Origin of the sequence: Arcicella aurantiaca (genome assembly GCF_003148625.1) — a bacterium.
Taxonomy (GTDB): domain Bacteria; phylum Bacteroidota; class Bacteroidia; order Cytophagales; family Spirosomataceae; genus Arcicella; species Arcicella aurantiaca.
The window spans coordinates 118,680-144,020 of the sequence record NZ_QGGO01000013.1; the positions used below are offsets into that span (position 1 = coordinate 118,680).

Sequence of the window (25,341 nt, forward strand, 5' to 3'; positions counted from 1 at the left end):
TTTTCTCACCGTTTATTCCTAAATTCAAAATTCATTAGCTTTACGAACCACTATTTATAATGCTCTTAACTACTTTACTTTTGAGAAATTTTTTCAAAATATCCCTAACTTGCCTTTCCCTTTGGGCTTGTAATTTAATTGAACGAACGAATAAATTATTCCACAATGACCTTACTTGGAAAGACTACGCTTGCGACACCACCCAGCGAGTAAGCGAACTGAGCATTCAAGATATTACCCAATCTTTTTATTTAGCTGATACTTTACTTAAACAGAATATTAAGCCTCAAAGAGTTTTTGTGGCAATTGCCAACAAACAAGGGCGATTAAAAATCAATGGCGTTACGGCACAAGGCGAAGACCGCCCGCAAATCATAGATTCGTCTGTTAATCAGTCGCTTACACTAACTTGGCAAGACCAAGAATACCTTTGGGCATTGGCAACTCAGCCTCGTTATTTGTACAATCGTTGGGAAAAACTATTAGCAGATGAGCGAATTTTATTTCTTGCTAAAAGAGATTCTATTCATACTATTATGAAAAATTTGAATGGAACGGTTAAAGTTATTTCCGATTTGCGTTCAATGGCGAATCAGCAAAAATACCTTTCTAAAAATAAAACCGCCTCTCCTATCTCGATGCACAATTTTGGTTTTGCAGCAGATTTTGCAGTTTTTCGACGTAACAGAATTTCTAATGATTTATCGCTTTATCGTCCTTTAAATGAACTTACGGCATTTCATGGCATGACTTGGGGCGGAAACTTCGTTGGATTCATTGACCCCGGACATATTCAATTATTCAAAAATGGAGCAGAAATGATTAGAAAATATCCTGATTTAATTTTTGAATTTGAACCTTATCGCCCACAATATAATGCTTGGATGAATAAAATGATTACGGCAGGAAAAGAACAAAAAGCCAACGATACCAAAGAATTATTAATTGAACTTAATAATTACAAAAAAGATAAACCTTGCCCATGTTTAAAAGGGAAAGTCAAAGTGTCCGATACATTAATTGCTTCTGTTCTAAATCAAGCAAAAAATAAAAACTATCAATCAGAAACCGACATACTTTTAATAGGAGATTTAGCTTCAAAAACAGTTTCACTCATTACTGCCAATGGAATAATTACATATCCATTGGGACTTTGGAAATAAATTACAATTAATATCAGCGATAGACTTTTTGAATAAAGTTAATTTTGAACTTAAAATAGATTTAATTAGTAGAGAATTGATAAAGTAAAGTAAAATCAAGCATTTTTCTTTTTAGATTGTTTATCTTTGCAACTTTGAAAAAGCCCCCCAACCCTCAGAGGGGGAGACTTTTTAAACGTAAACTTGGGGGAACTTCTAAATAAAGAAATGGCAGTAGATGTATTGTTAGGTTTGCAGTGGGGAGACGAAGGAAAGGGTAAAATTGTTGATGTTTTAGCCCCTAAATATCAAGTAGTTGCACGTTTTCAGGGTGGACCCAATGCTGGGCATACACTTGAGTTTGATGGTTTCAAGCACGTTTTGCATCAAATACCATCGGGTATTTTTCGTCAGGAAGTACAAAATATTATCGGAAATGGCGTTGTACTTGACCCGATTATTTTCAAAAAAGAAATTGATGGTTTAGCAAAATACAACCTCAATATTCTCCAAAATTTAGAAGTTTCTAAAAAAGCTTCTATTATTCTTCCAACACACCGTTTGTTAGATGCCGCTTACGAAAAAGCAAAAGGAGATGCTAAAATTGGTTCAACTTTAAAAGGAATTGGTCCAACTTATACCGACAAAATTTCTCGTCAAGGGTTGCGTGTTGGTGATATGATTTCTCCGAATTTCAAAGCAAAATATGAAAAATTAGTAAATGCACACAAAGCAATTTTAGACGTTTATAAATTTGAATATGATTTAACTGCCGCAGAAACAGAATTTTTTGAAGCTGTTGAATTTATGAAAAAATTTAACTTAGTTGATTCTGAATATTCTGTAAACCAAGCTCTTAACGAAAACAAAACCATTTTAGCAGAAGGAGCTCAAGGTTCTTTATTAGACGTTGATTTTGGTTCATATCCGTTCGTTACTTCTTCAAATACCGTTACGGCTGGTGCTTGTACAGGTTTGGGCGTTGCTCCAAAAAATATCGGTGAAGTTTACGGAATTTTCAAGGCTTACGCAACACGTGTAGGTTCTGGCCCATTCCCGACAGAATTGATGGACGAAGTTGGCGAAAGAATGCGTCAAGAAGGTCGTGAATTTGGTTCAACAACAGGTCGCCCAAGACGTTGTGGTTGGATTGATTTACCAGCATTGAAATACGCTATGATGATTAATGGCGTAACGCAATTGGTAATGATGAAGGCAGACGTTTTGAATATTTTTGAAGATATTCAAGTTTGTACGGCTTATCAATTACCTGACGGAACTATTACGGAACAATTACCTTACGACATGACTGACACAACGGTTATTCCTGTTTATGAGACTTTGAAAGGGTGGAATTGTTCATTGGAAGGACTTCGTAAATTTGAAGAATTACCTGCTGAGCTTTCAGCGTATATTGCATTCTTAGAAGAGAAATTAGCTTTACCAATCAACTTTATCTCAACTGGTCCAGACCGTGATGAGTGTGTTTTGAGAGGTGGATTAGCATAATCTGTAAGATAATATTTTCAAAAGGTTCGGCAGTTTTTTGTAAATTGTCGAACCTTTTTTATTTGAAGAAAAATGTAACTCGGTGCTTTTGCATCGACAGGCTATATTTTCCGATGCGGAAGCATCGGGTTACAAACATGGTAAAAGAAATTAAAATACAAAATTATAAATCCGTACAAGACTTAACGCTTGAATTAGGACGTGTAAATGTCCTAATTGGTGCGAATGGTTGTGGGAAAAGTAATATTTTGGAAGCCATTGCTTTTGGTTCGGCTGCTGCGGATAATAAGTTAGATAAAGAGTTTCTGAGTGCGAGAGGAATTAGAGTTACTGAACCTGAAGCTATGCGAAGTGGATTTACTAAAAATTATTATAGAGGAAATATTAAATTATTTTTGAAATCGACTTTGGATAGGGAATATCATCTAATTATAGGGAATGATGGAATGCCTTATTCAAAATGGGAAGCGGGTAACACTTTATATGCAAAAAAAATGGGGCTTTCTGATTTTGATGAAGGTTATAGAAAAATAATTTCAGAAGAGTTGCCAGAATTTGATATAACCAACTTAGAAAACTTCTCACAAGAAAAGCTGAACTATTTACGAATACTTCTTGCGGATGTTTTTAAAACAAGATTAGATAAAAATACGAACCTTTTGAGATTTCTAATCTACGCCCCCGAAAATACATTTCTTAGAAAATTTGAAGATGAAGAAAGAACTGACCCCTTAGGAATTCGTGGAGAAGGTTTATTTAAACTCTTATCAGAAATGAGCCAAGAAACGCACGAGGAATTTCAAGAAATCATTGAAAATTTAGAATTAATTGATTGGTTTGATGGCTTTGAAATTCCAAAAGATTTGGTATTTACCGAAAGAAGAATCAGAATAAAAGACCGTTTTTTGGAAGAAGGCTTACAGTATTTCGACCAACGAAGTTCTAATGAAGGCTTTTTATTTTTGATGTTTTATTTTGCCTTATTTATTTCAAAATATACCCCAAAATTCTTCGCAATCGACAATATTGATGCTTCTTTGAATCCTAAATTATGTATTGAACTCATTAAAATTCTGACACAACTTGCAAAAAAACATGATAAGCAGGTGATTTTCACCACCCATAATCCTGCTATTTTGGATGGTTTGAATTTGAATGATGATGAAGTGAGACTATTGGTGGTTTCAAGAAATAAAGATGGTCATACCAAAACTAAACGTATTAAACCTACGCCAGTTCCCGAAGGTGAAATCCCTGTGCGACTTTCTGAGCAATTTATGAGAGGTTATATTGGAGGCTTACCTAAAAACTTTTAAAATCTATGCCATTATTTGGACTCATTGCAGAAGGTCCTTCCGACCATGCGGTATTGGAAAATATTCTTTTGGGCTTATTTGAAGATGATATTTCTGATGACATAACCACTTTACAACCTATTCGTGGAGCAACCGACGAAAATGCGATTAAAGCATTTGGCGGTTGGTACAAAGTATTTGAATATTGTCGTTCAGAAGATTTCAAAGGTGCTTTTCAAAGTATTCAATATCTTGTCATCCAAATAGATACCGATGTTTCTGAACAAATTCACTATAATATAAAGCAGACGGACGAAACAGGCAAAAAGTTTTCTCCCGAAATTTTAATAGAAAAGGTAAAAGAGAAATTTGAGCAAATTATCATCAATGAGTTTGGACAAGATTTTTGGGATAAATACCACCAAAGAATTCTATTTGCAATTTCTGTAAATGAAATCGAATGCTGGATATTACCATTATATTACGCAGACAGAACTCAAGGAATTACTAACAATTGCGACTATAAACTCCATCAAAAAGCTGGGAAATTTGAAAAAGAATACAAGGACTATGATAAAATATCTAAGGGATTTCGAAAAGCTAAAACACTTAAAAGTTCTTATCTTCAAAATCCAAGTTTAAAGATTTTTGTAGAATCTGTTATAGCTAAAAATATTACATTAAGCGAATAGTTACTTCCCCGAAAACCGCTCTAAAGCCTCTTTTTCACGTGCTGTAAGGCTATTTATACCTTTTAGTTGAATCTTATCTAAAATCTCATCAATTTCTTCCTGTTTGGCAGCTTTACGTTCGTTAAATTCAGCATCAATGTCTTTGTAATCTGTTTGACGAAATGAAAATTTTTCGATAAATAAATAATCGGGATGTTTGATTAGCAAAAAAATAAACGCCAAAGTTGGGGTAACAATCAAAACGATTGGCAAATAGTTTTCCTTCAAAACTTCTGGATATAAAGCAATCGCTGCTATCATGCCAAGCAATGCACCGCCCAAATGTGCTTCGTGTCCGATATTGCTACTTCTTGATTTTATACCATAAATCGTAATTAACACGAAAAGTAAACCGTACATCCAACTACTTATTGAGAAAGGAATTAAAAACATTCCGATTTGCATTTCGGGGAAAACAGCGATTGAGGCGAAAATTATTCCACAAACTGCTCCAGACGCACCAATCGAAGTGTATTCTCCTTCAAAACGATGAATTATTAAAGCTAAAACATTACCTCCAATTAAACTTGCGAAGAAAATAAGAAGAAAATTTACACTTCCAACGACCATTTCGAGGCTTTCCCCAAAAGAAAAAAAAGTATATAAATTAAAAATCAAGTGAAACCAAGAGCCATGCAGAAAGCCCGAAGAAATCATACGATGATATTCTTTAAACTTTAAAATTCCATCAATATTAAAAGCGTATTTATTAAAAAACCGCTGATTCTGGAATCCTTGAAAAGAAAATATAATAGTAATTATTGTTAAAAATAAGGTTATTGGAGTGTTCATCATACGTAAAAAACAGTTTATTGACAAAAGTCATCACTAACATAATCATTTCTATTGAACTGTTTGTGTTAGTAATTGAGTAATTTTGAGGTATCAAACATCATTCCATGATATATACAGAAGAAACCATCGACCAATTCAACGAAGAAAGTCGTTTAAAATATCCAGAAAATAGAAAATTTTTCGACCGAATAAAAAATAAAAAGCTCAAAAATTTAGACCAAGCTTTTCATCCTAAACATGATGAAGTTTTTGAAAAAATTGATTGTCTAAACTGTGGAAATTGCTGTAAAACAACCAGCCCTGTTTTTACAGATATTGACATCGACAGAATTGCAAAACACCTCAGAATACGCCCTGCGGAACTCGTAAAGCAACATTTACACCTCGACTCTGATGGAGATTTTGTCTTAAATTCATCACCTTGTACGTTTTTAGGTTCAGATAATTATTGCTCAATTTATGATTATCGACCAAAAGCTTGTCGTGAATATCCTCATACAGACAGGAAAAATATTGCCAGTATTTTGCCTCTAACTTTAGAGAATACAAAAGTCTGTCCTGCTGTATTTGAAATCGTTGAGCAACTCAAAAGTGCAGGTCTTGGTAAATAATATAAAAATATACCGTAATTTTGAGCTCCCAAAAAACTATATAAACATTAACTATTAAATATTTTCTGAATTAATGGCGGCAATCGAGTATTTAGGTATTGATATTGGCGGAACAAACGTCAAAATGGGCATTGTAAATGCTGAGACAGGACACATTTCTAATTTTTACAGCCACGATAGTGTTAGTTGGAGAAAATCAGGACATTTTGAAGAGCGTCTCGGAGAGGCTATTGCGTTACAACTGATTGACCATAAACATATTAACAAAGTTGGCATAGGTTTACCAGGAATGATTGATTCATCACGGACTACGCCAGTTGAAATTACGGCAATTCCAGAATTAAATAACGTTCCATTAGTGGAAGTGCTAAAAAAACGTTTTCCAACGGTAGATTTCTTCTTAGAAAATGATGCTAATGCAGCAGCTTTAGGAGAATTTTATTTCGGAGAAGAAAGAATCGACGAAAGCTATATCTTTATTACGTTAGGAACTGGTGTTGGTGGAGCTGCAATTATCAATAAAAAAGTATTTACTGGCGGACGTGGAAATGCCATGGAACCTGGTCATACGCCTTCAGCGAATGGTAAAGTATTAGAGAGAAACATTGGTAAAAATGAATTATTAGACTTAGCAAACTCTATGCGTAAGAGTTTTATCGGAGAAACTCATTTACCTGATGATGAAACGATTACAACAACAGGATTAGTAGCTGCTGCTGGAGAAGGTGACGTTTTGGCTCTCCAAATTTTTGAGAGAGTTGGTGAATTATTAGGCGAAAGTCTTTGCCATTTAATCGCTATTCTTGACATCAATTTAATCTTAGTTGGTGGTGGTTTATCGGCTTCGTTTGACTATATTCTTCCAGCCATAAACAAGACGTTTGGGCAATGGCTTACTAAATATCATGCCGAAGGATTGACCGTTACAAGAGCAACTTTAGGCAATGATGCAGGACTTTTAGGAGCTGCGTCATTATGTTTTTAGTAATATTCTTAGAAAAATTAAAATAAATCTTTCCATAGCAATACGGTTGTAAAAAATAGTTTGATAATCTAATTTTTATCATCATCTTTGCACCGTTTTTCTAACCAAAATTCGTTCTTAAAATGGCAGACATTGCAGAAAAAGTAAAAGGCATTATCGTCGAGAAATTAGGCGTTGACGCAGCAGAAGTTACAACAGAGGCTTCATTCACAAATGACTTGGGTGCAGACTCATTGGATACAGTAGAGTTAATCATGGAATTTGAAAAAGAATTCAACGTATCTATTCCAGATGATCAAGCTGAAAACATCCAAACAGTTGGACAGGCAATCACATATCTTGAAGAAAACGCCAAGTAATTGAAACTTCTTTATGTGCTAATTTGAAAATGAAATTATGGGTTCTTCGTGGACTATAATTTTATGACAGATTAGCACATTTTTATTGATTTTCAGATTAAATTGTTCAAATTTGAAAAATCATTGATTTTCATACAACCGAGATTTGCTAAAACATGAAAAGTTTTAAAAGAGTAGTTGTTACGGGTATCGGAGCATTGACTCCTATCGGAAATAACGTCCCAGAATATTGGGAAGGACTAAAAAATGGCGTAAGCGGTTGCGACCATATCACAAGATTTGATGCTGAGAAATTCCGTACACGCATTGCTTGTGAGTTAAAGAACTTTGACATTACAAAATTTATTCCTCGTCAGGATGCCCGCAAAATGGATATGTTCACTCAGTTTGGTATTGTTGCCTCTGATGAAGCCATTATTGACTCAGGTCTTGACCTCGAAAAAATTGATAAAAATAAAGTTGGAGTAATTTGGGGTTCGGGTATTGGTGGACTAAAAACCTTTGAAGACGAAATGATTTATTTCGGCAAAGGTGATGGAACTCCAAAAATCAATCCTTTCTTTATTCCAAAAATGATTGCGGATTCGGCTTCGGGAAATATCTCGATTCGTCATGGATTTCGTGGACCCAACTACGTGACAGTTTCGGCGTGTTCTTCAGCAAATAATGCCATCATTGACGCATTTAATTATATCCGTTTGGGTAGAATTAATATCTGTGTAACGGGTGGTTCTGAGGCTGCTGTTACCATTGCCAGTGTCGGTGGTTTTACAGCCATGCGTGCCATGTCTGAACGCAATGATGACCCTAAAACAGCTTCTCGTCCATACGACAAAGACCGTGATGGTTTTGTGGTTGGAGAAGGTGCAGGAGCATTAATTTTAGAAGACTATGACCATGCAATTGCACGTGGAGCAAAGATTTATGCTGAATTAATCGGTGGTGGCTTCTCTTCTGATGCGTATCATATCACTGCTCCACACCCAGATGGTTACGGAGCGTTATTGTCGATGCAAGATGCTTTAGATGATGCAGGCATTAAACCTGAGGAAGTAGATTATATCAATACACATGGTACTTCTACGCCATTAGGTGACCCACAAGAATTAAAAGCTATTGTTGATTGTTTTGGCGACCATGCTTATAAAATGAATATCAGCTCGACTAAATCTATGACTGGTCACCTTTTAGGTGGTGCTGGGGCAGTAGAAGCAGTCGCTTGTATTTTAGCAATGCAACATAATTTAGTTCCTCCAACAATCAATCATTTCACAGAAGACCCTGAGGTAGATAATAAATTGAATTTAACACTCAATACTGCCCAAGAACGTGAAATCAACGTTGCTTTAAGTAATGGTTTTGGTTTTGGCGGTCACAACGCAACCGTAATTTTTAAGAAAATATAAAAACAGAGAACAGTAAACAGTTATCAGTAAACAGTAAAATAAGTTATTAAACACGATTTAAGACTTATAACTGATAATAAATATTATACTAATAACTGTTTACTGATAACTGGTAACTGAACACAATGCTTTCACCCATTCTTGATTTTTTTTCCAGCGACCCCAAGGATAAAAAGCTGAAAAATGCTATCGAACATATCATAGGCGAAAATCCGTCTAATTTGACATTGTATCGTTTGGCATTTATGCACGCCTCGGTTTCAAAAGAAACAGTTTCTAAAAGTTATAGAGAGTCCAACGAAAGACTTGAATTTTTAGGAGATTCAGTTTTGGGGATGATTACAGCCGAATATTTATTTAAAAAATTTCCGTTTAAAGACGAAGGATTTTTAACTGAAATTCGTTCGAGAATGGTAAGTCGTGAATCATTAAACGTCGTAGCTCGCAAAATGGGCATTGATAAATTGGTTGAATATGATGGAAACCGCAAAACTGTTCTCACTCGTACTTCTATGTATGGGGATGCTTTTGAGGCTCTCATCGGAGCAATTTATTTAGACAAAGGTTTTAGATTTACACGTTCATTCATTATCAAAAAAATACTAACACAACATTTTGATATTGAGACAGTTGTATCAAACAATCCAAACTTCAAATCTCTTATTATTGAATGGGCTCAACGAGAAGGAAAAGCCATTCGTTTTGATATTGTAGAAGAAGGCTCAAAACACAACAAAGAATTTACTGCTACCATTTTTGTAGCAGAAGAGGCATTCTCGGTCGGACAAGGTTATTCTAAGAAAAAAGCTGAACAAACCGCAGCCATGAAAGCTTGTGAAAAGTTAGAAATTAGCTAAACGCTCTATATTCACAATAAAAAATCCTGAAGACCTCAAACTCTTCAGGATTTTTTATTATGATTTAGTAAATTCGTACAGTTCCTTTCAGATTTCCCTTACATTTTTTGTAACAAATAGTTCGTATTTCAACTTGATTTGAATAACAATCACTCTCATAAGTGGTATCAATATTCGCACTCTTTTTGAGTTTTATCACATTAGTAATTCCACCAACCAATACATCAACATCTTCACTGATTTCTCCTTGTATTTTTACCCTAATTCGAGTAATATCTGGATTGTAAGGAAATTGTAAAAAAACAGATTTCCCTGTTGCTATACCCTTAAATTCAAATTCTTTTTTATATTCAGAAAAATTTTCTGAGTAGATTACAAGTAGAAGAAGAAAAACAATGCCACCAATCACAGTATATAAAATACCTTTGAGAACCTTATAGAGTATATTCATGAAAAAATATATTTAGATTAAGAACCAGCAAATTTACTCACTAAATTATATTTCTTTCTCCTCTTTCAAAATCTTTGGTTTAGTTTTTGCGTTCTACTGAAAGGATTAATGTAATTTTGAAAAAGTATTGGACACAACACATAAAAGTATTGAATTGCTAAGTGAAAAATCAACAAACTGTCCATTGATTAAAATTTACCCCACCCCATTTCAATAAAATTAAAACTTTATAAGAAAGCATGAAGTTAGATTTGTCGGCAATAGAAAGCTACGGGCGTCAGTACGCTGCCAAAGTATGTGATGATTTTTTTAATAGAACTGCCACCATCAATGGTCAGCAAATATTGAAATTGAGCAATGTTGCTCAAGTCAATATGTTTGTGGTTAGTGACCTATTTGAGCGTTGGAAAGCCGATACAGAAGCCTTTAAAAGTCCGTATTTCAATTTTGAACATGAAGATGTTAAAGCCGCTCTAAAAACTTTCATGAACACTGCCTCACAACACATTATGGTGAAACGTGAGGACTTCGAACCGATGCTTTCGAGTGCTGTAAATAGAACAATTGTACTTTTATTAGACCCAAGTAAGCATTTTGACGAGTTTGTTCGTGACTCTCCTGATTTTACGTTGACCAAAGACCGTTTGGCTCAATTAACAAAATATACTAAAATTAACGGACAGGTTTCAAAAGCATTAACCGAAAAATTAGGTGATGAGGAGAAAGTTTACGTTACAACGGCTTTAGGTTGGTTAAACGAAATTGGAGAAAAAGGCGAATTTGAAAATCCAGACAAATATTTGGATATGCTTTCGGCAACGGTGGCATTGAAAAAAGAAGATTTTATCAAATCAACTCCAAAAATTCTTGCTGAAGATTCTTCTGCATTAAAAATGTCACAATCTTTCTTTGACCTTGATAGCGAAGAAGAATTAGACGATGAAGATGCCCCACTCCCAACTGTGGCACAAGTTCAAGCTAAGTTTGAGCAAGATGGCCCTGTTGCAGATGTAAAATTACCCGGTTTAGACCGTCTAAATGATACTTTCATTGATGATTTGCCAACGGTAAATGATTTATTGAAAAAAGAAGTTATTGGTAGTGGAACACCATTATCTGAATTGGCATTTAAACGTCCTATCAAAAGTATCGTTGATGGTGTAAGTATCAATCAGAAATTTGTTTTCATCGGAAAACTATTCGATGGAGATATTAATTCTTACAATAAAGCCATTGAAGATTTAGATAATTGCCTGAACTTTGGAGATGCTAAAAACCTAATGAACAAGGCTTTAGCACCAAAATACAATTGGATTATGGCAGCCGAAGAAGCTAATGATTTCTTGGAAGTGGTTAGTCGTAAATTTCAATCATAGTAAAAGACTTGTAAATCTTCACAAGATTTTTTAATTTAGAATTATCATGAAGCCCATTTGAAAGAATGGGCTTTTCTACTTTATCACATTTATACTTTTAGTTCTCAATGAAAAAATATCTACTATTAGCACTATTGTTGTGCTATTTGCAACCATTCGCCCAAGAATACCCACGCAAAGAAATCAATATCAGAAATTTCATTCAAGATATTGTGGGTAACCCTGACGGTGGCGTAAATGAAGATTTGTACGAATCTCTTTACCAAAACTACTTGAATCCAATTGATTTGAATAAAGTCAATCGAGAACAATTGGCTTCTGTTTACGTCCTTTCTGAAAAACAACTTAATTCATTCTTTTCTTATCGACTAAAAGCAGGCAACTTGCTGTCTATCTATGAGTTACAAGCCATTCCTGACTTTTATTTGCCTACCATTTATAAACTAATTCCTTTCGTGGCGGTAAAATCTGATGGACTTTCTTTTGGTACTTTGACAGATGGATTTGCAGGTTCAAATCAATATTTATTATTGAGAAATTCCCAAATTTTGGAAACGAAAAAAGGGTTTACCGAACCTGATTCTCGGAGTAAAGTACGCTATGAAGGCTCTCCCATGAAATTATACGCCCGTTATAAAATGTATTCGTCAAAAGATTTTAGTTTAGGTTTTACGCTCGAAAAAGACGAAGGAGAAAGCCAACTAACTGATTTTAAGTCTTTTCATTTACAATTTCAAAACAAAGGACATTGGAAAAAAATCACCTTGGGCGACTATCAATTACAGTTGGGACAAGGATTAATTTCGTCCGCAGGTTTTTATATCGGCAAAGGCTCTGAAACCGTTTTAACAACTCGAAGAAATCATTTGGGTATTCGTCCTTACACTTCAGCATTAGAAAATAACTTTTTCAGAGGTATCGCCGCTACTTATCAATTAGGGAAATTTGAAATTACGGGTTTTTATTCATCATTGTATCGAGATGGAAATATTGTGCAAGACAAAGCCACAAATTTGGAATATGCTTCTTCTTTACAAACATCTGGTTTACACCGTACTGCTTCAGAAATGGCAGATAAAGGCAGTTTATTAGAGCAAAATATTGGAACAGATATTACTTTCAGAAATAAAGAAAATACCTTTCAAATTGGCTTTACAACTCTGAAAACCAACTTCGATAAAACGCTCCAAAAAGCAGAGAAAGATTATAATTTGTATGAATTTTCGGGCAATTCAAACCTTTTAACGGGTTTACATTACAGTTATAACTATCAGAATTTCAATTTCTTTGGAGAAATAGCTCGGTCAAGTTCTGGTGGAATTGGGGCAGTTTCTGGCATATTAGCAAGTTTAGGAAAACGAACGGATTTTTCTATCCTATTCCGAAAATACGACCGTGATTTCCACAGTTTTTATGCCAATGGTTTTTCTGAAAATTCCAGAAATATCAATGAAACAGGTTTATATGCAGGCATAAAACACGCTTTGAACAGGAAATGGTCAGTTTCAGCTTATTTCGACTATTTTCAGTTTCCTTGGTATCGGTATTTGGTGGATAAACAACCCACAAAAGGCTTTGATTATTTGGGAAGGCTGACGTATCAACCTCAAAAAAATCTGCAAATTTTCTTTCAATTCAAACAAGAAAATAAAGAAGAGAATACCAAAATTACTGAAACGTATCTCGATAAAGGCAAAGAAAAAACTCGTGAAATTACCGTTGTTCGAGACAGAACTCGTAGGGTTTTCATAGGCAACTTTGATTATAAAATTTCTAAAATCTGGAATATTCAAACCAGAACATCGTATAGCACTTATCAGTTTGATGGTCAGGAATTTACGCAAGGTTTTGCCATTGCTCAAGATGTCAATGCTGACTTCGGAAAACTCTCATTATCAGGGCGTTTGGCATTTTTCAAAACCGATGATTATGACAATCGGCAGTATTTTTATGAGCAAGATGTCTTGTACGCTTTTGCTTTTCCAGCCTATTATCAACACGGAATTAGGCATTATTTAATGGCTCAGTACAAAATTTCTCGCAACGTAGATGCTTGGCTTCGTTGGGCAAGAACGGATTTATTTGACGAAGGAATTTTTAGCTCTGGTTTGGAAGAAATTCCACTTTCACATCGCTCGGAAGTGAAAATGCAGATTCGCTTACATTTTTGATTTTCAAAAAATATAACATATCTTGTTATACAAATACACTATGATTGTAGAATTTATATCGGAAGAACTCTTGAATCTGTATGTGGGTAACCAAAAAGGGAAGCCCAAATTCCAAGAAAGTGTTTTACGTCAATATCGAAAAGTAATTGATTTAATGCTTTCAGTAGAGAGTATAGCAGATTTACGACAATTCAAATCACTTAATCTTCATGCACTTGAACGGGAATTAGTAGGGAAATTTGCAGTACGAGTTAATATGAAATATAGAATTGTATTTTCTTTAATAGAAGATGAAATTCAAATTGAAGGTATTTTAGTTGAAGACTTAACAGATTATCATTAAAAATGGAAAAAACATTCAAGATAACAGAAAATATTCTTCCTGCAAATCCAACTCACCCCGGTATGATTTTGCAAGATGAAATGAAAGAAAGGCAACTTACACAGAAGCAACTTTCTGATTTATTGGGAGTTAGTCAGCCCCTTTTAAGTGAAATTATCAATCAAAAAAGACGTATTTCAATTGAGATGGCGTTAAAATTAGAAAGCATTTTAGAAACTCCAGCAGAAACATGGCTTAACCTTCAAAAACGTTACGATTATGTAACGACTTATCAACGGAATCTGAAATTATTAGAGAAACTACAATTATCTCAACAACGGAAAAAGTCGCTTTTAGAAGCATTGGCTTAATCTTTTGAAGCTATGCCCAAATTCATAGACATTCATACGCACAACCAAACAACAGAAGAGAATACGCTAAAAATCATTAATGCTCCACAAGTTCATGGTTCTTTTGGACAGGCTTCAGGCTTATTTTCACTTGGACTTCATCCTTGGTATTTAGATAAAAATACGTTTGAAAATGACTTCCAAACGTTAGAACAATCGTCTAAAAATCAAAACATTATTATGATTGGCGAATGTGGTTTGGACAGAAATATTGACGTTAATTTTGAGTTTCAAAAAGAGGTTTTTATTCGTCAAATTCAATTAGCTGAACATTTACAAAAACCCGTAATCATTCATTGCGTGCGTGCATTTCCAGATATTATCTCAATAAAGAAGAAAATACAACCTTCCGTTCCGATGATTATTCACGGTTTTAACAATAATCTTCAAATTTATCAACAACTGATTGAACACCAATTTTATATCTCTTTAGGCTCTGCTTTACTCAATCCTAACTCCAATGCGAGCAAAGTAATTAAGATGATTCCTAAAGAAAAACTGTTTTTGGAAACAGACGATAAAAATTGCACAATATCAAGTATATTTGCACTTGCATCTGCATATAGCAATGCACCAATTGAAATATTACAAGAAATAATAATAAATAATTTTAATCGGATATTCAGTAATCAAAACCTTGAAACATGAGAAAGAGAGTTAAGAAACAAAAACCAGAAATTGTAACTGCAAAAGTTTCTCCTTCCCCGACTGTTTATCCACAAATAAGTATGCAAAGAAATTTTTACAAATCGCACCCTTGGCATGGTATCCAAATCGGAGAAGATATGCCTAAAGTTGTTACCGCATTTATTGAAATTGTACCAACTGATACCGTTAAATACGAAATCGACAAAGAAACTGGTTTTTTGAAAATTGACCGTCCGCAGAAATTCTCTAACATCGTTCCTGCTCTTTATGGTTTTGTTCCTCAAACTTATTGTGGAGAAGGTACAGCAGTTTTGGCACGTGAGAAATCTGGTAAAGAAATTGAAAAAGGTGATGGCGACCCATTAGATATTTTGGTTTTAACTGAAAGAACAATCACACACGGTGATATTCTTTGTCAGGCTATTCCAATCGGTGGTATCAGAATGATTGATAAAGGTGAAGCTGATGATAAAATTATTGCAGTTTTGAAAGGTGATTCACTTTATGGAAAATGGACTGATATTTCAGAATGCCCAAAGCCAATTATCGACCGTTTGGTTCACTATTTCTTGACTTACAAAAATATTCCGGGAGAAGAGAAAGTTGCTGTTGATATTGACGAAGTTTATGGTGCTGCAATGGCTCATGAAGTTATTTTGAAATCAAGAGAAGATTATAGAAACTTGGTAGGGTAATTTCCTATTAATGTTCAATGCTTGTTTTTCAATGTTTGGATTTACATAATCAAACATCGAAAAACAAGCATTTTTTATTTTAAGGAATTCAACTTTGCCTCAATAGACTTCAAAATCTCCAATTGCTTCGCTTGGCTTTCAAAAAGCGTTTTTATCTGTTCTTCCAACAACAAATCTACTTTTTGGTGTAAACTTCTTACTTCCAATTCTGCTTTTAGGTTAATTAAATAGTCGTTTTCGCTTCGCTGGCGGTCTTTTTCCTCTTGTCGGTTCTGACTCATCATGATAATGGGTGCTTGTAAAGCCGCCACACAAGACAAAATCAAATTCATCAAAATAAATGGATAAGGGTCAAATCTATATCCTAAAACCGCAGTAGTATTGAAAACTATCCATATTAAAAGAATGATGAAAAAAGTAATAATAAACGCCCAACTTCCCCCAAATTGAGCAACTTTATCGGATATTTTTTGACCTCTTGTAAGTAAATCTTTCGGTGGATTCAATAAATTATCAACAATCAGCTTTTCATCGGTCATGGTTTGCTTAACTATTTCCTGCAATTTATTAACCTGCTCAGCTTCAGACTGTAACAACTTTTTAATGTCTTTATCCATAAACTTATAAGTATTATTTAAGTATTCATTATTTGCCCCCAAAATGATACCCCACACCCAACCAAGCTCTAAATTGACCAGCAGCACCATCGTACTGAACGTAAGGTCCAAGCTCAAAATTGATACTTACTTTTGGTGCTTCTTTAAAAGGATATGCTCGCACGCCAAAACTACCAAAATACCCATTCACTAACCTCCTATTATCAACCGCTGCACCTACAATGCCGAGATTTGCTCCGCCACCTGCATAAAAATTAGCATTGCGTGAATATGCCAAATTAAACATCAAAGCGGGTTCGGTATTGAGAGACGAAATAAAAGAATTCATCTGAAAACGTACATCTAACCAAACAACTTTGGTTGGATTAGTTGCAATTGATAACTGCTGAGCATTCCCAAAAGGATAATAGCTAATTGCCTGTGAATAAACACTTTGTGAAACAAAAAGCAAGAATGAAACAATATAAATTTGACGAAAAATTTTCATTGGAATTTGTGGGTATTGAAAAAAATGAAATTATAACGAAAGTAGAAAATAATAACGGAATTACCACTAAAAACCCATTTCATTTAGGACAGCTTTTGCTTTATTATCTACCGAATTTTTGTATTCGTGTTTTTTGTAAGAAATCGCTTTTTCAAAATACTTCTTGGCTTTCAATTTCTCATTTTTACTTTGAAAAATATAACCCAATTGCAAAGCCGAACTTGCTCCGAAAGATATATTTTGGTTTTCAGAAAGTACGATGGCTCGCTCAAATAATGGAATTGTTTGTACTAAATTATTGAGTTTCTGAAAGATTCTGCCTTTGCGATAATTAAATTCTGAACGGTCGGCAATTTGGTCAAAACTTGTTTCGGAATATGGTTCTAAAAACACTAAGGCTTTATCGTAATATCCTCCATCAAATGCTAAACGAGCTTTCATTAATATTTTTTGAGCAATTGGTCTTTGTGATTTTTTAGTGAGAAAATTCTCAGCAAATTTCGTCGCTGATTTATCTGATTCTACAATATTTCCTCCAACAATTTTAACTTTTTCCAAGAAAAAAATGCCTTTAACATCTTCATTATTAAGCCAATAACACAAAAACAGCTTATAGTAAGTGTCTTTCAGAAAATTAAAACCTTTGTATTTCAGCAGAAAATTCTGGTACAATTTTGAAGCCGTTTGATACTGTCCTTTTTGTAAAAAAATCTCAGCTTTGAGGTATTCCAAAAATGGAAAAGCAAGATAATTTTTATCCGTTTTCCGATTTTCTAAAATTGACAAAGCAACCTCACTCCTCCCCTCTTTCATCAAAGTAGTTATTCCGAAAAAAGTAAATAACTGATTATCTGAATTCTGATTAATAAACTCTTGAAATTCTGTGAGTTTTTTGGGGGTAAATTTCAAAATGTAAGCATGAATCAGATAGTCAATTAATTGAGCTTCATCGCTAAAAACTGGGTCTTTTGAGATAACATTTTGTAACTCCGCAAGCCCTTGTTTGATATTTCCTCTTAATCCCAAAAGATTGGCAACCCACTGATAATTTTCGGGCGTTGAGCCAATAAGAATATGCAACAAACCAAGTGATTTTTGATTAGGCAAAAAATCAGGAAACTCTTTTGCATTGGCTTCCAATAATTTATAGGCTTTGATAATTTCCCACGAGCCTTTCACTTCGTGTCCAAACTTCAACTTTACAAATGCGGTATGTAAATGTATTTCAGCCTGAATAAAACGATTGTAAGGTGATTTTTTATCTATTTTTTCAATAAAACCCAACCTACTTTCCTGATTATCAATAAATTGCTCATAAAAAACTTTATCTTCTGTGATTAATAATTGAACTAAATCGGCATAGCTTTTCAAGTAAATTTTTACGCCATTATTACTTTTATCGTTGTCGAGAATGGCTCTTCCAAGACTTAATTTTGTTTTAATAATTTCCGAATACGCTTTTTGCATCGTCGGATTAAACTCAAAATCTGTGGCTTGGAGTTGCTGAGAATAAAAGAAAAGCAGCAGTATTATGAAGATTTTTTGCATTAGCTTATAAATCAATTATTTCCCCTATTCGGTTCAATAAAATTTCAATCAATTCTTCATCCATGAATTGATAGTCATCGGGAATATTTAGGACATATAGAGGTTTACCACCGACTGTTTCTTTGTATTTCTCTTGTATTCGAGAACGATGTTTTTTCTCCATTACAAAAATTATATCTGCCCAACCAATCAAGCCAGCCGAGATTTTCACCCTTGCTCCATTTTCGGTACCAGCAGATTTAACCCAAAAATCTTCATGATTTTCTAAGATTTTTTCTGCTGTTAAACTTCGCCATTTGTTTTGGCTACATACAAAAAGGAGTTTTTGCATACAAGAAAAGGATATAAATTACTGATAACAAACCACACATAAACATTAAATTTAAACTAATTTTAGCTTATCATTTCAAAACAATTAAAATCTCTATGAAAATTTATAGAACAACACAAGGAATTATTATTGAAGCCAACGAAAAATTTTATCTTTCTGATGCCCAAAATTGGGATAATTATGTAAATCGTGACAATCTTTTTGAAGAAGTTAGCACTGAAATCCAAGAACTTAACGAAATTTCTTGGGACGGTTCAGGAATTCTTGCTCCTATTGTTCAACAGGAAATTTGGGCTTCGGGCGTAACTTATATGCGTAGCCGTGAGGCTCGTATGGACGAGTCAAAAGATTCGGGTGGAGCAGATTTTTATGCACGTGTTTACGAAGCTGAACGTCCAGAATTGTTCTTTAAATCTTCGGCGGCTCGTTGCGTAGGTTCGGGCGAAAAAGTACGTATCCGTAAAGATTCTAAATGGAATGTTCCTGAGCCAGAATTGACGGTTTTTGCTACCTCAAATGGTAAAATCGTAGGTTATACCGTTGGTAACGACATGAGTTCGAGAGATATTGAAGGCGAAAATCCTTTGTATTTGCCACAAGCCAAAAGCTACGACAAAGCAGCGGCTATTGGGCCATGTTTGTTTGTACCAAAGGACGTAATTAATCCTGATACCCAAATTTCAATTGAAATTGTACGTGGCGGAAATGGCGTTTTTGAAGGCAATATTTCTATCAACAGAATCAAACGTGGATTGAACGAATTGGTTGGTTATTTGTTCAGAGAAATGTCTTTCCCAAGCGGTGCATATTTGATGACAGGTACAGGAATTGTTCCTAATAACAACTTTACTCTTTTGAGTGGCGATGTCGTTAATATTACCATTGAAGGCATTGGAACTTTGAGCAATGAGGTTGAATAGCTTGTTCTTACAATAAAATATGGACTACCCAAAATTAGACCACAGATGATACGGATTATACAGATTTTCACAGAAATGATAAATAATCAGTGTAAATCTATTAAATCCGTGCCATCCGTGGTCTAATTTATCTCACATACTAATTTCTTCCTACAAAAACCCCTTCAAAGCTCCCCAAAGGGCTTTTTTCTTTGGAATATCGTTTTGCAAATCTGTCAGAGAATCGGAATAAATTAATTTAATACCTTGTTGTTCGGTAAACTGATATGGATTTAGCGAAATCTGCAATTTTACACTCAGCAAAGTTATTCCAAAAGTAATTAGCTGATTTACCGATTTTTGAGCAATAATTTGACTCAAATCTACCTCTCCAATTTTATCCAATTCAATCAAATCTATCGACTGAAAATCTAATTTTATTGCTACTAAAATCTTTCCAAGCAATTCACTATCAGCAGGATTGAGTGATTTCAATAAAATGATAACTTTACTTTTGGGTTGATAATAATTTGGCTTGATTTCCTCAACTTTTTGTGTCGATTCTACAACTTTCACTACATTTTCAGAAGAATTTTCAGCCTTAGAAAATTCGTTTTCTAACAAATAAAGTTCTTCCCCTGCAAAAAGTTGTTTCAGAGCTATCGTATTCATTTCTAACATTTTAGTAAAAATTTACCCACAAATTTCAAACAGTCTTCTGGTTCTTCAATCATTCCCATGTGTCCGACATTATCTAAAATTGATGATGAGAAAAACTTAGGCATCATAATTTGAGATTTTGCATCTTCGGGCGATACACTTTTATCTTTTTCTCCGATAATAAACATCACATTGCAACGCAAAGATTTCAAAACATGACGACGGTCGGGACGATTACGCATCGCTAACATACCAGCGGCTAACGCCTCAGCAGGGAATTGAGAAGCATATTCAATATGGCGTTCAATTACCTCTGGATTATGCTTTACAAAACTTTCTGCGTACAAATTTGGCGTAGAAGTTTTGATAAATAATTCCGTTCCATTTTTCAGAATAAACTCAGCATTTTTAACTCTCGCCGCCTTTTTTTCCTCAGAATCTTCATAAGCTGTTGAATGAAAAAGCCCTAATCCTGCCACCATTTTTGGATATTTTTCTGCAAAAGCCAAAGCGATATAGCCACCCATTGAGTGTCCGATTATCACGCAATTTTCAAATCCTTTTTCTTGTATTTTTTCATGCACAAAATCGGCATAATCATCAATGCTTTTGAGATGGCTCAAGCGTGCATAATCTGGCAAAATCAGGAAATAATCCTTTTGCATGAATGGGACGAATCCTCCCCAAATGGTGGAATCTTCTCCAAATCCGTGTAATAAAACAAGTGCTTTTTTCATAAGGTTGAGGGAGCTTGATTAAATTTTGAATTCATAATTTGCCCAATTTCTAAGGCTTTATTTTTTACAAAAGTAGCGTTTTCACCTGTAAAAAGGCTATCTACTGTTGAAAACCAATGAGAAAGCCAATGTTCAAAACGCTCCGTAGTGAGTCCGTGAGCCATATTTGCTTGAGCGTGTACCCACATCATACCACCTGTATAACTGCCTGTGTCGAAAAGCCAATTTTCCCAAAAATTCACCGCACGAGTTAAATGGCGTGTCCACTCTTCAGTAGGCATTTCAAAAATTGGTGCCAACAATGGGTCTTTATGAACGTTCTCGTAAAAAGTTGTTACCAATTTTTCAACGTCTGTTCTGTTATTAATATCTTGCATTTTTCTTTTTGATAAACAAATAAAATCCTCCCAATGAAACTAACATTCCCGCAAAGAAAATCATTCCTAAAAACTGGTTGAAATAAATAATAGCTATCATACAAACCACGGATAAAACGAAGGCAATAATTGGGAAAAACGGATAAAGTGGAGCTTTGAAAGGACGAACTAAAGCGGGTTCTTTTCGCCTCAAAACTATCAAACTCAACATACTTATTCCGTACATAATTACTGCACCTAATACCGACAAAATGATAATTTGACTGGTTGTTCCTGTAAAGATAGCGACAAAACCGACCAATCCACCGCCAATTAATGCCCAATGTGGCGTATTAAAACGTTGATTGACTGCGGATAAAAATTTAGGTAAATAGCCCGCCCGAGCCAAAGCATAAATTTGTCGAGAATAACTGATGGTATTACAATGAAATGAGGCTATCAAACCAAATAATCCAAGACTAGCAAAGGTTTTTGCCCAATAACTATTTCGCCCCAAAGTAATGGCAAGGGTTTCGGGCAAGGGATAATCTATATTGCTCAATGTTCGCCAATCGCATACGCCTGCACTCAAAATCATCACGCCCAAAGCTAATAAAACTAATGTCAAAATTCCCGAAATATAGGCTTTTGGAATGGTTTTGTTAGGGTCTTTTACTTCTTCGGCAACCATAGCAACGCCTTCAATGGCTACAAAAAACCAAACGGCAAAAGGGATTCCCACAAAAATATTATCAGCCGTTAAACTTGGTGGATTATGGGCTAAAAAATTATCCATCTTGAAAAATGGGAAGATAATTGCCATAAAAATTATCAACTCCAAAACGGAAAGAATAGTTACGACCAACGAAAAACGAGCCGATTCTTTTATACCCAAAACATTTATAGCGATGAAGACAAAATACGTTCCAATAGCTACGGGAATAACGGGAATATTTGGATTTAAAAAATGCGTATAACTTCCTAAAGCATAAGCAATGGCGGGCGGAGCAAGTAAAAAATCGACTAACGTGGCAAAAGCAGCAATAAAACCGCCCCATGTTCCAAAGGCTCGACTGGCGTATTCAAAAGTTCCTCCTGCGTCTGGAATTGCTGCCGTTAATTCGGTATAAGAAAAAATGAAGGTCACATACATAACCGTTACAATCAGCGTAGAAATCAAAAAACCGATTGTTCCAGAACTTGCCCAACCGTAATTCCAACCAAAATATTCGCCTGAGATTACCAAGCCTACCGCAATTGACCAAAGTTGTGTTGTGTTGATGACTTTTTTGAGTTGGGACATCTTGATAGGTTTTAGGGGTTATTTTGCTTTATGCAATAGGCATTAAGCAATATGCGGTAGTGGTAAATACTTAAAGCCTACTCCATATAGCCTAATGCCAAAACGCTTTTAACAAATGTAAACGTTGAACATTTTTTAGCCAACAATTTGCAGATTAATATTATCGTGAATAGCTTTGATAAGGAGTGTAAAAATTTATGCAGTCATGGTACGTTACTCATAAACTCATAACTCATCAACTTTTTTAGAAAATGACAAATATTGACTGGTTAGTTTTATTGCTTACATTAGGTGGAATTGTTGGATTCGGATTTTGGAAAGGGCGAATGTCCAAACAAAATATTGAAGGATATTTATTAGCTGACCGTCAAATGCCTTGGTATCATGTTACGCTGTCGGTGATGGCTACACAGGCGAGTGCCATCACGTTTTTGTCTGCTCCGGGGCAAGCATACACCGACGGAATGCGATTTGTTCAGTTTTACTTCGGGCTTCCTTTGGCGATGATTGTGCTTTCAATTACGTTTATTCCGATGTTCAAAAAAATGAACATTTTTACTGCTTATGAATTTTTAGAAGGACGCTTCGACCTCAAAACCAGAACATTAACTTCATTACTTTTTCTGCTTCCACGTGCTTTATCAACAGGCGTAACCATTGCCGCACCGTCTATTATTTTATCAACTATTTTAGGTTGGAATTTGTATTGGACAAATATCCTAACGGGTTCAGTCGTGACGGTTTATTGTTTATTTGGCGGTTCAAAAACCATTTCTTACACCCAATTGCAACAAATGTTTGTGGTTTTGGGTGGAATGTTCTTGGCTGGCTACATGGTTGTGCATTTATTACCTGCCGAAATGGGATTTGTGGATACATTGAAAGTGGCAGGAAAAATGGGCAAATTAAACGTAATTGACTGGAAATTTGACTTAAATAATCGCTACAATGTGTGGTCAGGATTGATTGGTGGTTTCTTTTTACAATTGTCTTATTTCGGGACAGACCAATCACAGGTAGGGCGTTATCTTTCAGGCGAATCTATCGGTGAAAGTCGCTTGGGATTATTGATGAATGGCATTTTCAAAATCCCGATGCAATTTTTGATTCTATTAGTTGGCGTATTAGTTTTTGTATTTTACCAATTTCATGAAGCTCCCTTATTTTTCAATAAAACCGTTTTGCAAAAAGTAGAACAAACTTCTGAATATCAAGAAATCACCAAGAAAAACAAAGAAGTTTTTGAGCAAAAACAGTCAGCTGTAAATACCTTATTCACCGCTATAAAAACCAACGACGAAGCAGGAATAAACTCAGGAAGAACGGCAGTTTTAGCTGCCGATAAACAAGCCAATGGACTGCGAGATGAAGTAAAAGATTTAATCAAAAAAACGGATAAAACGGCAGATACCAACGATACCAATTACATTTTTTTATCCTTCGTAACCAAATATTTACCACAAGGAATGGTGGGTTTATTGATAGCCGTCATTCTGTTAGCTTCAATGGGGTCGATGGCATCAGCATTTAGTTCGCTTACTTCGTGTACCATTGTGGATATTTACCAACGCATTATTCACCAGCAAGATTCAGAAAAACATTATTTGAATGCGTCCAAAATATCCACTTTATTTTGGGGAATATTCTGTATTATCGTGGCACAATTTACGGCAAATATTGGTAGTTTGATAGAAGCCGTAAACATTTTAGGTTCATGGTTTTATGGAACAATTTTGGGCGTATTTTTAGTCGCATTTTACTTCAAATTTATCGGAAGTACGGCAGTATTTTGGGCAACTATTTTGGCAGAAATCGTCGTTATTTACACTTGGTGGATAGATTTAACGGCATTTTTATGGTTAAATCTCATTGGTTGTGTATTGGTAATTGTATTTGGTTATTTGTTTCAAATGATTGAAAATCAGGTGAAAAAGACGGCTTAGACAATACCTTCCGTTTCTTCATAAATATCTGATAAAGAAAGGGTTAAATTAATATTTTTAATTTCTATTGAGCCTTCTAAAGTGTCTGCTTCGGAAGCTAAAAACCAAAGTCCTAAATCACTTTCTTTTCGCATAACTTCCGCACGGATACTTGTAGAACTGATTAAAACATACTCTCTCAAACTTGGAATACTGCGATACAAGGCAAATTTTTCGCCTCTATCGTAAGCCTCCGTACTTTTTGAGAGAATTTCAATGATGATAACAGGATTCAGAATAACATCTTTGCCGTCATCTAAAAACTTTTTATCGCCACAAACCACCATTAAATCTGGGTAGGTATAAAGCGTATTTGCAGGAATATGGAGTTTCATATCTCTGGAAAAAGACTGACAAGGTTTCTTTTTCAAATAAGAACCAACAAGAACCGAACAGTTTTCATTGACAATATTGTGATTAAAACTTGCCCCAGCCATCGCAAATATTTCTCCTTGAAAATATTCGCTTTTGTAGCTTGCCTCTCTTTCCAAATGCAAATATTCTTCGGGAGAGTAGTATGATATTTTAGGTAATGACATTGCCTTGAAGATTTATTTCATTTACGAAATTATTACCCTATTTAATAAGTTATTTCAACTTTCCGAAAGTTCTCCAATCAAAGATTTTAGGATAAAAATCATTCAAATAACTTGTTAAA

28 protein-coding genes are annotated in these 25,341 nt (G+C 34.8%); 17 read left to right on the forward strand and 11 right to left on the reverse strand.

The window, feature by feature from the left end; all coding sequences use genetic code 11:
* Positions 1 to 59: 59 nt before the first annotated feature.
* The 4 genes from LV89_RS13485 (at position 60) to LV89_RS13500 (ending at position 4,638) form a co-directional block, all read left to right on the forward strand.
* On the forward strand, positions 60 to 1,163 hold the full coding sequence (locus LV89_RS13485) for a M15 family metallopeptidase (protein WP_109743429.1): 1,104 nt from the start codon (positions 60 to 62) through the stop codon (positions 1,161 to 1,163).
* Positions 1,164 to 1,370: 207 nt separating this feature from the next.
* A complete protein-coding gene (locus LV89_RS13490; protein ID WP_109743430.1) occupies positions 1,371 to 2,651 on the forward strand; it encodes an adenylosuccinate synthase in 1,281 nt (426 codons plus the stop codon).
* Between the two features lie 137 nt (positions 2,652 to 2,788).
* Positions 2,789 to 3,967: an AAA family ATPase gene (locus tag LV89_RS13495; RefSeq protein ID WP_109743431.1), complete on the forward strand. Its 1,179-nt coding sequence runs from the start codon at positions 2,789 to 2,791 to the stop codon at positions 3,965 to 3,967.
* 5 nt (positions 3,968 to 3,972) lie between these two features.
* On the forward strand, positions 3,973 to 4,638 hold the full coding sequence (locus LV89_RS13500) for a phage tail protein (protein WP_109743432.1): 666 nt from the start codon (positions 3,973 to 3,975) through the stop codon (positions 4,636 to 4,638).
* Here LV89_RS13500 and LV89_RS13505 read toward each other — a convergent pair whose 3' ends face one another.
* Positions 4,639 to 5,472: a rhomboid family protein gene (locus LV89_RS13505; protein WP_109743433.1), complete on the reverse strand. Its 834-nt coding sequence runs from the start codon at positions 5,470 to 5,472 to the stop codon at positions 4,639 to 4,641.
* Between the two features lie 104 nt (positions 5,473 to 5,576).
* Between LV89_RS13505 and LV89_RS13510 the strand changes: the two genes are divergently transcribed.
* The 5 genes from LV89_RS13510 (at position 5,577) to rnc (ending at position 9,690) form a co-directional block, all read left to right on the forward strand.
* Positions 5,577 to 6,083 carry a YkgJ family cysteine cluster protein gene (locus LV89_RS13510; protein ID WP_109743434.1) on the forward strand — a complete coding sequence of 169 codons (507 nt, stop codon included), beginning with the start codon at positions 5,577 to 5,579 and terminating at the stop codon, positions 6,081 to 6,083.
* 73 nt (positions 6,084 to 6,156) lie between these two features.
* A complete protein-coding gene (locus LV89_RS13515; RefSeq protein ID WP_109743435.1) occupies positions 6,157 to 7,068 on the forward strand; it encodes an ROK family protein in 912 nt (303 codons plus the stop codon).
* Positions 7,069 to 7,190: 122 nt separating this feature from the next.
* Positions 7,191 to 7,427: an acyl carrier protein gene (locus tag LV89_RS13520; RefSeq protein ID WP_109743436.1), complete on the forward strand. Its 237-nt coding sequence runs from the start codon at positions 7,191 to 7,193 to the stop codon at positions 7,425 to 7,427.
* Positions 7,428 to 7,582: 155 nt separating this feature from the next.
* Positions 7,583 to 8,833: a beta-ketoacyl-ACP synthase II gene (gene fabF / locus LV89_RS13525; protein WP_109743437.1), complete on the forward strand. Its 1,251-nt coding sequence runs from the start codon at positions 7,583 to 7,585 to the stop codon at positions 8,831 to 8,833.
* 125 nt (positions 8,834 to 8,958) lie between these two features.
* Positions 8,959 to 9,690: a ribonuclease III gene (rnc, locus tag LV89_RS13530; RefSeq protein WP_109743438.1), complete on the forward strand. Its 732-nt coding sequence runs from the start codon at positions 8,959 to 8,961 to the stop codon at positions 9,688 to 9,690.
* 64 nt (positions 9,691 to 9,754) lie between these two features.
* Here the strand turns inward: rnc and LV89_RS13535 are convergent, their stop codons facing one another.
* Positions 9,755 to 10,141 (reverse strand): hypothetical protein, encoded by a 387-nt coding sequence (locus LV89_RS13535; protein WP_109743439.1) that lies wholly within the window; start codon positions 10,139 to 10,141, stop codon positions 9,755 to 9,757.
* A 239-nt stretch (positions 10,142 to 10,380) separates the two neighbouring features.
* On the opposite strand from LV89_RS13535, the gene LV89_RS13540 reads away from it, so the two are divergent.
* The 6 genes from LV89_RS13540 to LV89_RS13565 all read left to right on the forward strand — a co-directional run bounded on the left by LV89_RS13540 (position 10,381) and on the right by LV89_RS13565 (position 15,763).
* Positions 10,381 to 11,517, forward strand: coding sequence for a DUF8457 domain-containing protein (locus tag LV89_RS13540; RefSeq protein WP_109743440.1), 1,137 nt, complete (start codon positions 10,381 to 10,383; stop codon positions 11,515 to 11,517).
* A 107-nt stretch (positions 11,518 to 11,624) separates the two neighbouring features.
* Positions 11,625 to 13,688 carry a hypothetical protein gene (locus tag LV89_RS13545; RefSeq protein ID WP_109743441.1) on the forward strand — a complete coding sequence of 688 codons (2,064 nt, stop codon included), beginning with the start codon at positions 11,625 to 11,627 and terminating at the stop codon, positions 13,686 to 13,688.
* A 40-nt stretch (positions 13,689 to 13,728) separates the two neighbouring features.
* The gene (locus tag LV89_RS13550) at positions 13,729 to 14,031 is read left to right on the forward strand and encodes a type II toxin-antitoxin system RelE/ParE family toxin (protein ID WP_109743442.1); all 303 of its coding nucleotides are present in this window, start codon (positions 13,729 to 13,731) and stop codon (positions 14,029 to 14,031) included.
* 2 nt (positions 14,032 to 14,033) lie between these two features.
* Entirely contained in the window at positions 14,034 to 14,381 is a 348-nt protein-coding gene (locus tag LV89_RS13555; RefSeq protein WP_109743443.1) for a HigA family addiction module antitoxin, read from the forward strand.
* A 12-nt stretch (positions 14,382 to 14,393) separates the two neighbouring features.
* Positions 14,394 to 15,068, forward strand: coding sequence for a TatD family hydrolase (locus LV89_RS13560; RefSeq protein WP_109743444.1), 675 nt, complete (start codon positions 14,394 to 14,396; stop codon positions 15,066 to 15,068).
* A gap of 80 nt (positions 15,069 to 15,148) precedes the next feature.
* Positions 15,149 to 15,763: an inorganic pyrophosphatase gene (locus tag LV89_RS13565; protein ID WP_109743475.1), complete on the forward strand. Its 615-nt coding sequence runs from the start codon at positions 15,149 to 15,151 to the stop codon at positions 15,761 to 15,763.
* 74 nt (positions 15,764 to 15,837) lie between these two features.
* On the opposite strand, the gene LV89_RS13570 is transcribed toward LV89_RS13565, so the two are convergent.
* The 4 genes from LV89_RS13570 to LV89_RS13585 all read right to left on the reverse strand — a co-directional run bounded on the left by LV89_RS13570 (position 15,838) and on the right by LV89_RS13585 (position 18,746).
* On the reverse strand, positions 15,838 to 16,380 hold the full coding sequence (locus LV89_RS13570; protein ID WP_109743445.1) for a DUF1003 domain-containing protein: 543 nt from the start codon (positions 16,378 to 16,380) through the stop codon (positions 15,838 to 15,840).
* Positions 16,381 to 16,408: 28 nt separating this feature from the next.
* Positions 16,409 to 16,867, reverse strand: a complete 459-nt coding sequence (locus LV89_RS13575) for a hypothetical protein (protein WP_109743446.1) — start codon at positions 16,865 to 16,867, stop codon at positions 16,409 to 16,411.
* A 66-nt stretch (positions 16,868 to 16,933) separates the two neighbouring features.
* Entirely contained in the window at positions 16,934 to 18,415 is a 1,482-nt protein-coding gene (locus LV89_RS13580) for a tetratricopeptide repeat protein (RefSeq protein ID WP_109743447.1), read from the reverse strand.
* A 4-nt stretch (positions 18,416 to 18,419) separates the two neighbouring features.
* Positions 18,420 to 18,746, reverse strand: a complete 327-nt coding sequence (locus tag LV89_RS13585) for a low molecular weight protein tyrosine phosphatase family protein (protein ID WP_109743448.1) — start codon at positions 18,744 to 18,746, stop codon at positions 18,420 to 18,422.
* Between the two features lie 95 nt (positions 18,747 to 18,841).
* Here LV89_RS13585 and LV89_RS13590 point away from each other — a divergent pair, with 95 nt between their 5' ends.
* The gene (locus tag LV89_RS13590; protein ID WP_109743449.1) at positions 18,842 to 19,666 is read left to right on the forward strand and encodes a fumarylacetoacetate hydrolase family protein; all 825 of its coding nucleotides are present in this window, start codon (positions 18,842 to 18,844) and stop codon (positions 19,664 to 19,666) included.
* 150 nt (positions 19,667 to 19,816) lie between these two features.
* Here the strand turns inward: LV89_RS13590 and LV89_RS13595 are convergent, their stop codons facing one another.
* Genes LV89_RS13595 through eat form a run of 4 tightly spaced genes read right to left on the reverse strand, consistent with a single transcriptional unit; the run spans position 19,817 to position 22,701 of the window.
* Positions 19,817 to 20,317, reverse strand: coding sequence for a hypothetical protein (locus LV89_RS13595; RefSeq protein WP_146199160.1), 501 nt, complete (start codon positions 20,315 to 20,317; stop codon positions 19,817 to 19,819).
* A gap of 2 nt (positions 20,318 to 20,319) precedes the next feature.
* Complete coding sequence (locus tag LV89_RS13600) at positions 20,320 to 21,042, reverse strand: alpha/beta fold hydrolase (protein WP_109743451.1); 723 nt, start codon at positions 21,040 to 21,042, stop codon at positions 20,320 to 20,322.
* On the reverse strand, positions 21,039 to 21,419 hold the full coding sequence (locus LV89_RS13605) for a group III truncated hemoglobin (protein WP_109743452.1): 381 nt from the start codon (positions 21,417 to 21,419) through the stop codon (positions 21,039 to 21,041). The genes LV89_RS13600 and LV89_RS13605 overlap by 4 nt, the downstream gene beginning before the upstream one ends.
* On the reverse strand, positions 21,406 to 22,701 hold the full coding sequence (gene eat, locus LV89_RS13610; protein WP_109743453.1) for an ethanolamine permease: 1,296 nt from the start codon (positions 22,699 to 22,701) through the stop codon (positions 21,406 to 21,408). The genes LV89_RS13605 and eat overlap by 14 nt, the downstream gene beginning before the upstream one ends.
* 251 nt (positions 22,702 to 22,952) lie before the next feature.
* Here eat and LV89_RS13615 point away from each other — a divergent pair, with 251 nt between their 5' ends.
* On the forward strand, positions 22,953 to 24,644 hold the full coding sequence (locus LV89_RS13615; protein WP_109743454.1) for a sodium:solute symporter family protein: 1,692 nt from the start codon (positions 22,953 to 22,955) through the stop codon (positions 24,642 to 24,644).
* On the opposite strand, the gene LV89_RS13620 is transcribed toward LV89_RS13615, so the two are convergent.
* Positions 24,641 to 25,222 (reverse strand): Uma2 family endonuclease, encoded by a 582-nt coding sequence (locus LV89_RS13620; RefSeq protein ID WP_109743455.1) that lies wholly within the window; start codon positions 25,220 to 25,222, stop codon positions 24,641 to 24,643. The two genes, LV89_RS13615 and LV89_RS13620, sit on opposite strands and share 4 nt — an antisense overlap.
* Positions 25,223 to 25,341: the final 119 nt, after the last annotated feature.